This window comes from Streptomyces sp. NPDC054794, assembly GCF_053611585.1.
The window spans coordinates 50,296-63,423 of record NZ_JBSHAQ010000039.1; the positions used below are offsets into that span (position 1 = coordinate 50,296).

Genomic DNA, 13,128 nt, shown 5'->3' on the forward strand with positions numbered 1-13,128 from the left:
AGGTGGATGGCGGGACGCGATTCCGCCTGTCTCAGGGCCACCCCCTGCCGTAGGTTCTACCCAGATGAGAGATACACCCGCTCACAGGGGACTGTGGGCGGTATCAGGCCGGGGCCTCCCCAGCTTCGACCTGGTCGTGCCCTCGCGCACATCACCGGGGCCCATGGCTCCGGATCTCCTCACCGATCGGACGGTCGCCCGCCCCAAACCCCCCGGGGCGCGCGGCGTTCCGATCCGGACGGCCGCCTCGGAACGCCCCCCCCTGTTCCGGGGCGGCCGACCTCCTTCTCACAGTTGGCGCAACACGTATGCGGCGCCGATCCCCACGCGGTGCTCATGGCCACCGCCCGCCGGGCACGCACCCGTCGGGCCGTTGCCGGCGAAGAACAGCCCGGCGCACTTGCGGCACACGAACCACTGGGCCTGCCCGCCCGGCCCGTTGGTCAGGTCGGGCGGCGCCTCCAGCCGGTAGATGCCTGAGCCCGTGATGTCGTGCCCCCCGCTCAGCCGACGGGAGTTCGGGCACTTGTTCACGGCCGGGCCGCCGGTCGACCAGCTCACGGACCACAGGGCCGCACACGTCGAGCACCAGTCCCGGTTCGTCTCTCCCGCACCGGGTTCGCCGTGAAACCGCAGGACGTAGTCGCCGCTCCCCGCGCTCCGGTGCGGATGGTCCCAGCCGAACACCCCACTGCCGACCGGGCAGTAGCCGGTACCACCGGCCAACGCGAGCAGACGGCGCCGTGACAGCGTCGAGCAATCACCGGATGACATCACATACCCCCCTCGCTCTCTCCGTGCCGGAATGCAGGAGAGCCGCCCGGCACGCTAAGGCCTGTCCGGCGGATCCGGCCGGAGCCGCGGGGGCTGGCACGCCCATCTGCGGCGTCCATGAGAGTCCGTTGCGTCTCTCCGACCTGATCCGCCGGACAGACCGTAGGCGGGCGGCCCGTCCCGGCACAGCGAGCGGCGAGGGCGCACCGGTGCAGCGGCGGGCGGCTCCGCGGACCGGCCCCCCGCGCATGCGCGCCGCCCGTGCTGACAGGCTGTCCCCCATGCTCCTCCTGCTCGGCCTCCCCGCCCTGTTCACCGTCCTCGTCGTGCTCATCACCTGGCAGGTCGTGGACGGCGGTCCGCTGGTGGGGCTGGACGAACGGGTGAGCCGGGCGCTGGTCCACCCGGACCGTGCCTCCCGACTCCTCGCCGACCTCGGCAGCATCCAGGTCGCCGTGCCGGTCCTCGTCCTCGTGCTCGGGTACGTGGCCTGGAGGGGTCGTGCCACCGGTCTGGACCGCTGGTGGCTGCCGCCGGTCGCCGCGGCGCTGCTGTTGGCGCTGGTGCCGGCGGTGATCGTCCCGCTCAAGGACTGGACCGCCCGCCCGGGCACCCCCGTCGTGCCACCCGCCGTCGGCTACTACCCCTCCGGCCACACGGCCACGGCCGCCATCGCCTACGGTGCCGCGACCCTGCTCCTCCTCCCCTGGCTGGACTCGGTCCGCGCTCGGCGGGTGCTGCTCCTGGCCTGCGCCGCGATCAACCTCGGCGTCGGCTTCGGGCTGGTCCGGTGCGGCTACCACTGGCCCCTGGACGTACTGGCCAGTTGGTGCCTGTGCGCGGTGCTCCTGTACGGGCTGTGGCTGTGCCTGGGCCGAATTGCGCTCAGCCGAAGTACGCGTCGAAGTTCTTCTGGAACTCCCAGTTCGCGAACCGGTCCCAGTTGACCGACCAGGTCATCAGGCCGCGCAGGCCCGGCCAGGTGCCGTGGGTGGTGTACGAGCCGCAGTTCGCCTTCTTCGTCAGGCAGTCGAGGGCCTTGGTGACCTCGGACGGGGACACATAGCCGTTGCCCGCGTTGGTGGACGCCGGCATGCCGATCGCGATCTGGTCGGGGCGCAGCGGCGGGAAGACGTTGTTCGCGTCGCCCGCGACCGGGAAGCCGGTCAGGAGCATGTCGGTCATGGCGATGTGGAAGTCGGCGCCGCCCATGGAGTGGTACTGGTTGTCGAGGCCCATGATCGGGCCCGAGTTGTAGTCCTGGACGTGCAGCAGGGTCAGGTCGTCGCGCAGGGCGTGGATGACGGGGAGGTACGCCCCGCAGCGCGGGTCCTGGCCGCCCCACTTGCCGGTGCCGTAGTACTGGTAGCCCATCTGCACGAAGAAGGTCTCGGGCGCCATGCTCAGCACGAACTTCGCGCCGTACTTGGCCTTGAGGGTCTTCAGCGCCGAGATCAGGTTGACGACCACGGGGGTGGTCGGGTTCCTGAAGTCCGTGTCGTTGGCGTTGAGTGACAGCGAGTGGCCCTCGAAGTCGACGTCCAGACCGTCGAGGCCGTAGTCGTCGATGATCTTCGAGACGGACGAGACGAAGGTGTCCCGGGCCGCCGTGCTGGTCAGCTGGACCTGGCCGTTCTGGCCGCCGATGGAGATCAGCACCTTCTTGCCGGCCGCCTGCTTGGCTTTGATCGCCGCCTTGAAGTCGGCGTCGCTCTCGACGTTCGGGCATTCGGTGACCGGGCAGCGGTTGAACCGGATGTCCCCGGAGGTGGCCGAGGTCGGCTCGCCGAAGGCCAGGTCGATGACGTCCCAGCTGTCGGGGACGTCGGCCAGGCGCGTGTACCCGGAGCCGTTGGCGAAGGTGGCGTGCAGATAGCCGACCAGGGCGTGGGTGGGCAGGTCGGTCGAGCCGCCGGATCCGGCGGTGGTGGTCGCGGTCACCGTCGCGGACCGCGCGGACTCGCCCGCGTCGTTGACGGCCGCGACCTGGAACGCGTACGCCGTGGCGGGCGACAGGCCGGTCACGGTGGCCGAAGTGCCGCTCACCGTCTGGACCTTGGCGCCGTCGCGGTAGACGGCGTAGCTTGTCGCGCCGCTGACGGCCGTCCAGGACAGGGCGACGCTGGAGGAGGTGACGGTGCCGGCCTTGAGGCCGGTCGGGGCGGCGGGCGGCTGCCCCGGGTCGACGCCGGGGCCGGTCAGGGAGATGTCGTCGGCGTAGTAGGCGCCGGTGCCGTACCAGCCGTGGGTGTAGAGCGTGACCCTGGTGGTGGCGGCGCCGGTGCGGAAGGTGGTCGTCAACTGCTGCCAGTTCGGCGCCGACTGGGTCCAGGTGGAGACGTCGGTGGTGGCGGTGCCGGTCGCGCCGAGGTAGACGTAGGAGCCGCGGACGTAGCCGGAGAGGGTGTACTGGGAGTCGGGCTTGACCGTGACGGTCTGCGTGCACTGGGCGTTGTCGCTGCCGGCCGGGGTGGCCTGGAGCGCCGAGGTGCCGCTGCGCACGGGTGTGGTGACGGTCGTACCGGCCGTGCAGGTCCAGCCGGCGAGGCCCGACTCGAAGCCACCGTTGCGGACGAGGTCCGCGTCGGCCGCGCGGGCGGCCGACGACAGTGCGGTGATGCCGGGCAGGGCCAGCAGCGCGGCCGTGAGCGCGGCGAGGACGGATCTGGTGCGCGGTCCGGTACGAGGGCTGGTGCGATCCACAACTGCCTCCGGGCATGGGGGAATCAGGAGGGTGGAGCGCGCTCAACTTGGTCCAGACCAATGCTGTTGTCAAGACCTCCGACGGCACGGGGTACCGGAACGCGGGCCGTCGGGCCGTCGGGCCGTCGGGCTGTCGGGCCGTCGGGCTGTCGGTCTTAGGGTCGTAGGGTCGTCGGCGGGTCCGCCCAGCCGCCCTCCCCCGCCGCGAGGCTCGCCGCGGCCTCGTGCATCGCCAGTTCCAGCAGGGCGGGATCGGTGAGGGTGCCGGAACCGTCCGGCGGGACCAGCCAGCGGACCGCGCCGGCCGTTCGGCCCGGATACGGCACGACGATCCAGGTGCCGGCCCCGGCGGTGCGGATGCCCGTGCCGAGCCAGCGAGCCGCCGTGCCGGACGGCACGAAGAAGCCCATGCGCGAGTCGCCGAAGTCGACCAGCACCGGGCCGGGTTGGTCGAGGATGCGGGTGAGCACGTCGAGCGTGGGATAGCCGAGCTCGCTCGGCAGGATCAGCACGTCCCAGGCCCTGCCCGCGGGCAGCAGCGCCACCCCCCGGGGATTGCGTTCCCACTCCCAGCGGCAGGCCTCGGGATCCGGCGCCACCGACACCAGCCACTCCACGGCCGCCCTCGCTCCGGTCATGAGAAAACCTCCCCGTCTCCCGTGGACGCGTGCGCGTCACAGGAGAGAGGGAGGTCTGCCGGGAGCGTTACGCGGATTTCCGGCCCCCCTTGGAGTGAACCGGATCACAGCGTCCGGCGGGCTCAGCTGTCGAAGCCGAGACCCAGTTTGTCCATGGCTCGCAGCCACAGGTTACGCCGTCCGTCGTGGGCGTCCGCGCGGGCCAGGGACCACTTGGTGAGCGCGATGCCGGTCCAGGCGAAGGGCTCGGGCGGGAAGGGGAGGGGTTTCTTGCGGACCATTTCGAGGCGCGTGCGCTCGGTCTCCTCGCCGGAGAGCAGGTCCAGCATCACGTCGGCGCCGAAGCGGGTGGCACCGACGCCGAGGCCCGTGTAGCCGGCCGCGTAGGCGACCTTGCCCTGGTGGGCGGTGCCGAAGAAGGCCGAGAAGCGCGAGCAGGTGTCGATCGCGCCGCCCCACGCGTGCGTGAAGCGGACGCCCTCCAGCTGCGGAAAGCAGGTGAAGAAGTGCCCGGCGAGCTTGGCGTACGTCTCCGGCCGGTCGTCGTACTCGGAGCGCACCCGGCCGCCGTAGTGGTGGACCGCGTCGTAACCGCCCCACAGGATCCGGTTGTCGGCGGACAGCCGGAAGTAGTGGAACTGGTTCGCCGAGTCCCCGAGCCCCTGGCGGTTGTGCCAGCCGATCGACGCCAGCTGGTCGGCGGTCAGCGGCTCGGTCATCAGCGCGTAGTCGTAGACCGGGACGGTGTACGAGCGGACGCGCCGCACCAGGTTCGGGAAGATGTTCGTGCCTAGCGCGACCTGGCGGGCCCGGACCGAGCCGTACGGGGTGCGTACGGCCATACCGGCGCCGTACGGCTTCAGGTCCAGGGCCGGAGTGTGCTCGTAGACGCGCACCCCCAGCTGGAGGCAGGCGCGCTTGAGGCCCCAGGCGAGCTTGGCCGGGTGGAGCATGGCCACTCCCCCGCGGTCCCACAGCCCCGCCTGGAAGGTGGGCGAGTCGACCTGCTCGCGCACCTGGTCGGCGTCCAGGAAGTCGACGCCGTCGGCCAGGCCCCTGTCCTGCATCTGCCGGTGCCAGTCGCGCAGTTCCCGGGCCTGGTAGGTCTCGGTCGCGACGTCGATCTCGCCGGTGCGCTCGAATTCGCAGTCGAGGGAGTGGCGGGCGACCGCCTTCTCGATCTCGTCGAGGTTGCGGGCGCCCAGCTCCTCCAGGGTGTGGATCTCGTCCGGCCAGCGGGCCAGTCCGTTGGGCAGTCCGTGCGTGAGGGAGGCGGCGCAGAAGCCTCCGTTGCGGCCCGAGGCGGCCCAGCCCACCTCACGGCCCTCCAGCAGCACCACGTCCCGCTGCGGGTCGCGCTCCTTGGCGTTGAGCGCGGTCCACAGTCCGCTGTAGCCGCCGCCCACGACCAGCAGGTCACAGGTCTCGGTGCCGGTGAGGGCGGGCTCGGCGTGGGGCTTGCCAGGGTCTTCGAGCCAGTACGGGACCGGCTGTGCTTCGGAAAGAGAAGTGATCCAACGGTTCATGGCGCTTGGGGCCATGATTTCAACTCCCTACAGAGTTCTTTCGGTCATGCCTTTTGCTTGTTGCGGCGATTCGTGATGACCATCGAGGTCAGCACGAACAGTACGGCGATGAGGAACATGGCCGTTCCGATGACATTGATCTGGACGGGGGTGCCGCGCTGCGCCGAACCCCACACGAACATGGGGAAGGTGACGGTCGAACCCGCGTTGAAATTGGTGATGATGAAATCGTCGAAGGAGAGCGCGAAGGAGAGCAGCGCGCCCGCCGCGATGCCGGGCGCCGCGATCGGCAGGGTGACGCGCAGGAACGTCTGCACCGGGCCGGCGTAGAGGTCCTGGGCGGCCTGCTCCAGGCGCGGGTCCATCGACATCACGCGCGCCTTGACCGCGGTGACCACGAAGCTGAGGCAGAACATGATGTGCGCGATCAGGATCGTCCAGAAGCCCAGCTGGGCACCCATGTTGAGGAACAGGGTGAGCAGCGAGGCCGCCATGACGACCTCGGGCATGGCCATGGGCAGGAAGATCAGCGAGTTCACGGCGCCGCGCGCCCGGAAGCGGTAGCGGACCAGCGCGAAGGCGATCATCGTGCCGAGGACCGTGGCGCCGACCGTCGCCCAGACCGCGATCTGGAGGCTGATCGACAGCGAGCCGCACATGTCCGCGACGCCGCACGGGTCCTTCCAGGCGTCCGTGGAGAACTGCTGCCATTCGTAGTTGAAGCGCCCCTTCGGTTTGTTGAAGGAGAACACCGTGACGATGACGTTCGGCAGCAGCAGATATCCGAGAGTCAGCAGTCCCGCGATGACGACGAGATGACGCTTGAGCCAGTTGACGAAGGGCATTTAGACCAGATCCTCCGTCCCCGACCTGCGGATGTAGAGAGTGACCATGAGAAGAATTCCGGCCATCAGGATGAAGGAGAGGGCCGCCGCGGTCGGATAGTCGAGGATCCGCAGGAACTGCGTCTGGATCACGTTGCCGATCATGCGGGTGTCGGTGGAGCCGAGGAGCTCCGCGTTGACGTAGTCGCCGGCCGCCGGGATGAAGGTCAGCAGCGTGCCGGAGACCACGCCCGGCATCGACAGCGGGAAGGTGACCTTGCGGAAGGTGGTCCACGGCCTGGCGTACAGGTCGCCGGCCGCCTCGTGCAGCCGCCCGTCGATGCGCTCCAGCGAGGTGTAGAGCGGAAGGATCATGAACGGGAGGAAGTTGTACGTCAGACCGCACACCACCGCCAGCGGTGTGGCCAGCACACGGTCGCCCGCGGTCCAGCCGAGCCAGTTGGTGACGTCGAGGATGTGCAGCGTGTTGAGGGCGCCGACGACCGGACCGCTGTCGGCGAGGATCGTCTTCCAGGCGAGGGTGCGGATCAGGAAGCTGGTGAAGAACGGCGCGATCACCAGGATCATGATCAGGTTCCGCCAGCGGCCGGCCCGGAAGGCGATCAGGTACGCCAGCGGGTAGCCCAGCACCAGGCACAGCACGGTCGCCGCGCCCGCGTAGAGGACGGAGCGCAGGAACTGCGGCCAGTACTCGCTCAGCGCGTCCCAGTACGTCGCGAAGTGCCAGGTGACCTTGTAGCCCTGCTCCAGGGAGCCCGTCTGCACGGACGTGGAGGCCTGGTAGATCATCGGCAGCGCGAAGAAGATGACCAGCCACAGGATGCCGGGCAGCAGCAGCCAGTACGGCGTGAAGCGGCCGCGCTTGCGCGGAGGCTTCTGCTCCGTCGAGGCGGGGGCGAGAGGCGGGGGCGCCTCGGTGAGGGTCGACATGTCTACGCGGCCTCTTCCTCGACGCTCTCCACGCCGGCGTCGATGTCCTGGGCCGCGTCCAGGCCGAAGGTGTGGGCCGGGTTCCAGTGCAGGACCACGTCGGCGCCGGGCAGCAGGCGGGCGTCGCGGTCGATGTTCTGGGCGTAGACCTCGAACTCGGGGCAGACCGGGCTGTCGATCACATACTGCGTGGAGACGCCGATGAAGCTGGAGTCGGCGATCTTGCCGGTGATGCGGTTGCGGCCCTCGGGAATCGAACCCGCCTCGTCGGCGTGGGTGAGGGAGATCTTCTCCGGGCGGATGCCGACCAGTACCTTGCCGCCGGTCGTGGTGGGCGCGGAACAGCGCGCCTCGGGCAGGACCAGCTTGCCGCCGCCGGCCTTCAGGACGATGTCCCCGCCGTTCTTGGCGTCGACCTCGGCCTCGATCAGGTTCGAGGTGCCGAGGAAGTTCGCGACGAAGGTGGTCTGCGGGTTCTCGTAGAGGTCGGCGGGCGAGCCGAGCTGCTCGACGCGGCCCGCGTTCATCACGGCGACCGTGTCGGCCATGGTCATGGCCTCCTCCTGGTCGTGCGTGACGTGGATGAAGGTGATGCCGACCTCGGTCTGGATCCGCTTGAGCTCCAGCTGCATCTGGCGGCGCAGCTTGAGGTCAAGGGCGCCGAGGGGCTCGTCGAGGAGGAGCACCTTGGGGTGGTTGATCAGCGCCCGGGCCACGGCGACGCGCTGCTGCTGGCCGCCGGAGAGCTGGTGAGGTTTCTTGCGCGCCTGCTCGCCGAGCTGGACGAGGTCGAGCATCTCCTCGACCTGCTTCTTCACCGACTTGATGCCGCGCCGGCGCAGGCCGAAGGCGACGTTCTCGAAGATGTCGAGGTGCGGGAAGAGCGCGTACGACTGGAAGACCGTGTTCACCGGCCGCTTGTACGGCGGCAGGTGCGTCACGTCCTGGTCGCCCAGGTGCACGGTGCCCGAGGTGGGGTCCTCCAGGCCCGCGATCATGCGCAAGGTGGTGGTCTTGCCGCAGCCGGACGCGCCGAGCAGGGCGAAGAAGGAGCCCTGTGGCACGGTCAGGTCCAGCGGGTGTACGGCGGTGAAGGAGCCGTAGGTCTTGCCGATCCCGGTGAGGCGGACGTCGCCGCTGCTGTCTGTCGTCATTATCGTCGTCACGCCCCTGTGAGCTTCGCGAACTTCTCTTCGTAGGCCGTCTCTTCCTTCTGCGTCAGTGAGCGGAAGGCGTGAGACCTGGCCTGCATGGCCTTGTCGGGAATGATCAGCGGGTTGTTCGCCGCGTCCTCGTCGATCTTCGCGAGGTAGGGCTTCACCCCGTCGACCGGCGACACGTAGTTGATGTAGGCGGCGAGGGCGGCGGCCTGAGGCGGCTCGTAGTAGAAGTCGATCAGCCGCTCGGCGTTCGTCTTGTGGCGTGCCCGGTTCGGGACCAGCATGTTGTCGGTCGACGTCATGTAGCCGCTGTCGGGGATGACGAAGTCGACGTCCGGGCTGTCCGCCTTGAGCTGCACCACGTCACCGGCCCAGGCCACGCAGGCCGCGAAGTCGCCCTTGGTGAGGTCGGAGGTGTAGTCGTTGCCTGTGAAGCGGCGGATCTGGCCCTTGTCGACGGCCTTCTGCAGCCGGGCGATCACCGCGTCGAAGTCGTCGTCGGTGAACTTCCCCGGGTCCTTGCCCATGTCGAGCAGCGTCATGCCGATGCTGTCGCGCATCTCGGACAGGAAGCCGACGCGCCCCTTGAGCTTGGGGTTGTCGAGCAGGTCGGAGATCGACTTGACCTCTATGCCGTCAAGCGCCTTCTTGTTGTAGGCGATCACGGTGGAGATGCCCTGCCAGGGGTACGAGTAGGCGCGGCCCGGGTCCCAGTCGGGGTTGCGGAACTGCGCCGACAGGTTGCTGTAGGCGTGCGGCAGGTTGGAGGGGTCCAGTTTCTGGGCCCACCCGAGACGGATCAGCCGGGCGGCGAGCCAGTCGGTGAGGACGATGATGTCGCGGCCGGTGTCCTGGCCCGCGGCGAGCTGCGGCTTGATCTTGCCGAAGAACTCGTTGTTGTCGTTGATGTCCTCGGTGTACTTGACCTGGATACCGGTCCGCTTGGCGAACGTCTCCAGCGTCGGGTGGTGCTTGCCGCTGTCGTCGACGTCGATGTACTCGGTCCAGTTGGAGAAGTTGACGACCTTCTCCTGGGCCGAGTGGTCCTCGGCGGACGTGCCGCCCTGCGTCTTGCCCGCGGCGGGGATGCCGCAGCCGCTCAGCGCCCCGAGGCCACCCACCGCGAGCGCGCCGCCGGCGGAGGCGCGCAGCAGGGAACGCCGGGTCAAGGCCGCCCGGCCATTGCGGAAGCTGCGCCGCATGGCGGCCGCTTGGGCCGGAGTCAGGCGGTCGGGCTCGTACTGATCCATGCGCGTGGTGCCCTTTCGGAGGGTTGGCGGCCGCGGGTCGAGCGGCCTGTTGTCGCTATCTGTCCCCGAAGATCGTGCGGTGCCAGTCCTTCCGGGCCACCGCCGTATTGTCGAACATTACGTGTTTGACCTGCGTGTATTCCTCGAACGAGTACGCAGACATGTCCTTGCCGAAGCCGGACTGCTTGAAGCCGCCGTGCGGCATCTCGCTGATGATCGGGATGTGGTCGTTGATCCATACGCAGCCCGCTTTGATCTCTCGGGTCGCGCGCCCTGCCCGGTAGACGTCCCGGCTCCACGCCGAGGCCGCGAGGCCGTACGGGGTGTCGTTGGCCAGCCGGATTCCCTCATCATCACTGTCGAACGGCAGAACGACCAGTACCGGCCCGAAGATCTCGGACTGGACGACCTCGCTGTCCTGCGGCGCGTCGGCGATGAGGGTGGGTCGGTAGTAGGCGCCGTCCGCGAGGTCGCCCTGGGGCACCTCGCCGCCGGTCACCACGCGCGCGTAGGCACGCGCCCGCTCGACGAAGCCGGCCACGCGGTCGCGCTGGACGTGCGAGATCAGCGGGCCGAGGTCGGTGCCGGGGGCGAAGGGGTCGCCGAGCCGGACGCTCTCCATCAGGGCGGCGGTCCGCTCGACGAACGCCTCGTAGAGGGGTCGCTGTACGTACGCGCGCGTGGCGGCGGTGCAGTCCTGCCCGGTGTTGATCAGCGCACCGGCGACGGCGCCGTTGGCGGCCGCTTCGAGGTCGGCGTCGTCGAAGACGACGAAGGGGGCCTTGCCGCCGAGCTCCAGGTGGATGCGCTTGACGGTGGCGGTGGCGACCTCGGCGACGCGCTTGCCGACGGCGGTGGAGCCGGTGAAGGAGGTCATGGCCACGTCGGGGTGGCCGACGAGGTGCTCGCCCGCCTCCCTGCCGGTACCGGTGACGATGTTGATCACGCCGTCCGGGATGCCCGCCGCGGTGGCCGCCTCTGCGAACAGCAGCGAGGTCAGCGGGGTGAGCTCGGCGGGCTTGAGCACGATCGTGTTGCCCGCCGCGACAGCCGGGAGGATCTTCCAGGCGGCCATCTGCAGCGGGTAGTTCCAGGGCGCGATGGAGCCGACGACACCGATGGGTTCCCGGCGGACGTACGAGGTGTGGTCCCCCGAGTACTCACCGGCGGCCTGCCCCTGCAAGTGCCGGGCGGCGCCCGCGAAGAAGGCCGTGTTGTCGATGGTCCCCGGGACGTCGAACTCCCGGGTCAGCTTGAGCGGCTTGCCGCACTGGAGGGACTCGGCACGGGCGAACTCCTCGGCGCGCTCGGCGATGACGGAGGCGAAGCGGTGCAACGCGTCGGAACGCTCGCCGGGGGTCGCGCCCGCCCAGCCCGGGAGGGCGGCACGGGCGGCGGCGACGGCGGCGTCGACGTCGTCCCGGCCGGCGAGCTCATAGGTGTACACGGCCTCGCCGGTGGCCGGGTCGACCACGGAGTGGGTACGCCCTGACGTGCCCTTCGTAAAGCGTCCGTCGATGTACTGCGCGCCGTCCGCGAGGCGGTCCTGCGCCGGAAATCGTTCCGGGGTGGCGGTGCCCGGGTTGTGCATGTCGCTCTCCTCCGCCGTCGCCCCGTCCGAAGGGGCGGGTGGCGTAGCTCCAGCTCGATTTGAGTGCCGATCCTGACAGAGCAAAGGCCCACCAACAAGGGATTCCGTTGTTGATTTTTGGTTACGCGACGGAATCTGTCGACCAGGGTGTCGAGTCGCCCGGGAAAAGGGAGGACGGAGTGTCAGTGGTGCGTGCCACACTCGCGTGCATGGCGAAGATCGACTCTTTGGAAGCCCTGGTCAGGGAGGTCCGCGAAGGCTCGCGCATCAAGTACCTCCACTTCTGGGGACACCGTCCGCCACCGGACGGGCGGATCGGTGCGAGCTGTCTGAGCCAGTGGTGGCCGTCACCGTTCGTGGTCGACGATGTGCCCTACGCGACGGCCGAGCACTGGATGATGGCCGAGAAGGCCCGACTGTTCGGGGACGCGGAGGCGGAGCGCCGCGCGCTGTCCGCCGGGCACCCCTCGGAGGCCAAGAAGGCCGGGCGGCTGGTGCGCGACTTCGACGAGGCGATATGGGAGCGGGAGCGGTTCCGGATCGTCGTCGAGGGCAGCGTGCACAAGTTCAGCGCCGACGCGGCCCTGCGGGACTTCCTGCTCGCCACGGGTGACCGGGTACTGGTGGAGGCCAGCCCCGTGGACCGCGTCTGGGGCATCGGCCTCGCGGCCACCGACGAGGCGGCCCAGGACCCACAGCGGTGGCGGGGCCTGAACCTGCTGGGCTTCGCACTGATGCAGGCCCGTGAACGGGTTGCCGGCGGCGGGTCGCCGGCGGCGCTTTAGCGGGGCGGAACCGTCGGCTGCGGCCGAGAGGGACGAAATCACCGGCGAATGGAACCCTTGGCGGCGGCTGAGCGGGACCGGATCGAGGTCGACGCCTGGCCGAACCGGACCACCGCCGACGTCAGCCGCGGCAGGGTCGGCCGTCCCACCCAACCCGGCTCAAGCGCCGCCGGCATTCGTGGCGATCACGAACGCGATCACCACCAGCGCCAGGACGATGCCCACGGCTCCGCAGATGATCCCGGCCAGCGCCTGTCCGGGATTGGTGGCCTCGCCGCGGCGGGCCTTGCCGCGTCCGAGCGCGCCGAAGATCACGGCCAGGACGCCCAGGACGATGGCGATGGGCCACATGCAGAAACCGATCGCCGCCAGGATGCCCAGCACCAAGCCTGCCGTGCCCATGCCGTTGCTCGGCATCGGCTGCAGGCCCGGCCAGCCGTAGTAGCCGCCGTGCGGGGCCGGGTAGCCGTAACCGGCGGGTGCGCCCGGGTAGCCGTACGGAACCTGCCCGGGACCGTCGGGGGAGATGGGCGGCGGCGGGACGGCGTCCTGCGGCTGCGCGGCGGGCGGGGCGAACGGATTCACCGGCTGCCCCGAGAAGGCGCCCGGTCCCGGCGGGGCGAACGGGTTCGCCGGCCCGCCCGCGGAGGCGCCCGGCGCCGGCGGGGCGAAGGGGCTGGCCCAGGCCTGCGGCACGGCGTCGTTCGGGCCCGGGGCGACCGTCTGCTGCTCGTACCCGGAGCCGGAGACAACGTTCTCCGGCGGGCCGGACACGGGACCCCGCTCACCCGGCGGCGCCCACGGCCCCGCGTCGGGACCGCCGAGGTCCTGCCCCTGGAACCGCTCCCCGGCGGTGTTCTCCGGTGGGCGTGGTGCCTCGTCGGCCATGGCGTGGGCCCCCCTCTGTCGTGTCCCGTCATGCTACG

Annotated in this window: 12 protein-coding genes; 2 read left to right on the plus strand and 10 right to left on the minus strand. The window is 69.9% G+C overall.

Features of this window, described 5'->3' with window-relative positions:
• Positions 1–288: 288 nt before the first annotated feature.
• Positions 289–774, minus strand: a complete 486-nt coding sequence (locus tag ACWGKT_RS33085) for a hypothetical protein (protein ID WP_453276547.1) — start codon at positions 772–774, stop codon at positions 289–291.
• A 281-nt stretch (positions 775–1,055) separates the two neighbouring features.
• Between ACWGKT_RS33085 and ACWGKT_RS33090 the strand changes: the two genes are divergently transcribed.
• Complete coding sequence (locus ACWGKT_RS33090; protein ID WP_453276548.1) at positions 1,056–1,721, plus strand: phosphatase PAP2 family protein; 666 nt, start codon at positions 1,056–1,058, stop codon at positions 1,719–1,721.
• Here ACWGKT_RS33090 and ACWGKT_RS33095 read toward each other — a convergent pair.
• The 8 genes from ACWGKT_RS33095 to ACWGKT_RS33130 all read right to left on the minus strand — a co-directional run bounded on the left by ACWGKT_RS33095 (position 1,660) and on the right by ACWGKT_RS33130 (position 11,417).
• Entirely contained in the window at positions 1,660–3,477 is a 1,818-nt protein-coding gene (locus ACWGKT_RS33095) for a chitinase (RefSeq protein WP_453276549.1), read from the minus strand. The two genes, ACWGKT_RS33090 and ACWGKT_RS33095, sit on opposite strands and share 62 nt — an antisense overlap.
• A 155-nt stretch (positions 3,478–3,632) precedes the next feature.
• Positions 3,633–4,115 (minus strand): bifunctional DNA primase/polymerase, encoded by a 483-nt coding sequence (locus ACWGKT_RS33100; protein ID WP_356154209.1) that lies wholly within the window; start codon positions 4,113–4,115, stop codon positions 3,633–3,635.
• Positions 4,116–4,237: 122 nt separating this feature from the next.
• Positions 4,238–5,656 (minus strand): NAD(P)/FAD-dependent oxidoreductase, encoded by a 1,419-nt coding sequence (locus tag ACWGKT_RS33105; protein ID WP_453276550.1) that lies wholly within the window; start codon positions 5,654–5,656, stop codon positions 4,238–4,240.
• Between the two features lie 29 nt (positions 5,657–5,685).
• Complete coding sequence (locus ACWGKT_RS33110; RefSeq protein ID WP_356154214.1) at positions 5,686–6,486, minus strand: ABC transporter permease; 801 nt, start codon at positions 6,484–6,486, stop codon at positions 5,686–5,688.
• Positions 6,487–7,416 carry an ABC transporter permease gene (locus ACWGKT_RS33115; RefSeq protein WP_356154217.1) on the minus strand — a complete coding sequence of 310 codons (930 nt, stop codon included), beginning with the start codon at positions 7,414–7,416 and terminating at the stop codon, positions 6,487–6,489.
• 2 nt (positions 7,417–7,418) lie between these two features.
• The gene (locus tag ACWGKT_RS33120; protein ID WP_453276551.1) at positions 7,419–8,582 is read right to left on the minus strand and encodes an ABC transporter ATP-binding protein; all 1,164 of its coding nucleotides are present in this window, start codon (positions 8,580–8,582) and stop codon (positions 7,419–7,421) included.
• Positions 8,579–9,826: a polyamine ABC transporter substrate-binding protein gene (locus ACWGKT_RS33125; RefSeq protein WP_356154223.1), complete on the minus strand. Its 1,248-nt coding sequence runs from the start codon at positions 9,824–9,826 to the stop codon at positions 8,579–8,581. Before ACWGKT_RS33125 ends, ACWGKT_RS33120 begins: the two co-directional genes overlap by 4 nt.
• Positions 9,827–9,881: 55 nt before the next feature.
• The gene (locus tag ACWGKT_RS33130) at positions 9,882–11,417 is read right to left on the minus strand and encodes a gamma-aminobutyraldehyde dehydrogenase (RefSeq protein ID WP_453276552.1); all 1,536 of its coding nucleotides are present in this window, start codon (positions 11,415–11,417) and stop codon (positions 9,882–9,884) included.
• A gap of 209 nt (positions 11,418–11,626) precedes the next feature.
• Here ACWGKT_RS33130 and ACWGKT_RS33135 point away from each other — a divergent pair, with 209 nt between their 5' ends.
• The gene (locus tag ACWGKT_RS33135; protein ID WP_453276553.1) at positions 11,627–12,202 is read left to right on the plus strand and encodes an NADAR family protein; all 576 of its coding nucleotides are present in this window, start codon (positions 11,627–11,629) and stop codon (positions 12,200–12,202) included.
• A 159-nt stretch (positions 12,203–12,361) separates the two neighbouring features.
• Here ACWGKT_RS33135 and ACWGKT_RS33140 read toward each other — a convergent pair whose 3' ends face one another.
• Positions 12,362–13,090 (minus strand): DUF4190 domain-containing protein, encoded by a 729-nt coding sequence (locus ACWGKT_RS33140; protein ID WP_453276554.1) that lies wholly within the window; start codon positions 13,088–13,090, stop codon positions 12,362–12,364.
• Between the last annotated feature and the right edge of the window lie 38 nt (positions 13,091–13,128).

Coding starts and splice junctions, on each gene's coding strand:
- ACWGKT_RS33085 (WP_453276547.1), bottom strand. CDS start 774: ATGTCATCCGGTGATTGCTCGACGCTGTCACGGCGCCGTCTGCTCGCG.
- ACWGKT_RS33090 (WP_453276548.1), top strand. CDS start 1,056: ATGCTCCTCCTGCTCGGCCTCCCCGCCCTGTTCACCGTCCTCGTCGTG.
- ACWGKT_RS33100 (WP_356154209.1), bottom strand. CDS start 4,115: ATGACCGGAGCGAGGGCGGCCGTGGAGTGGCTGGTGTCGGTGGCGCCG.
- ACWGKT_RS33105 (WP_453276550.1), bottom strand. CDS start 5,656: ATGGCCCCAAGCGCCATGAACCGTTGGATCACTTCTCTTTCCGAAGCA.
- ACWGKT_RS33110 (WP_356154214.1), bottom strand. CDS start 6,486: ATGCCCTTCGTCAACTGGCTCAAGCGTCATCTCGTCGTCATCGCGGGA.
- ACWGKT_RS33115 (WP_356154217.1), bottom strand. CDS start 7,416: ATGTCGACCCTCACCGAGGCGCCCCCGCCTCTCGCCCCCGCCTCGACG.
- ACWGKT_RS33125 (WP_356154223.1), bottom strand. CDS start 9,826: ATGGATCAGTACGAGCCCGACCGCCTGACTCCGGCCCAAGCGGCCGCC.
- ACWGKT_RS33130 (WP_453276552.1), bottom strand. CDS start 11,417: ATGCACAACCCGGGCACCGCCACCCCGGAACGATTTCCGGCGCAGGAC.
- ACWGKT_RS33135 (WP_453276553.1), top strand. CDS start 11,627: ATGGCGAAGATCGACTCTTTGGAAGCCCTGGTCAGGGAGGTCCGCGAA.
- ACWGKT_RS33140 (WP_453276554.1), bottom strand. CDS start 13,090: ATGGCCGACGAGGCACCACGCCCACCGGAGAACACCGCCGGGGAGCGG.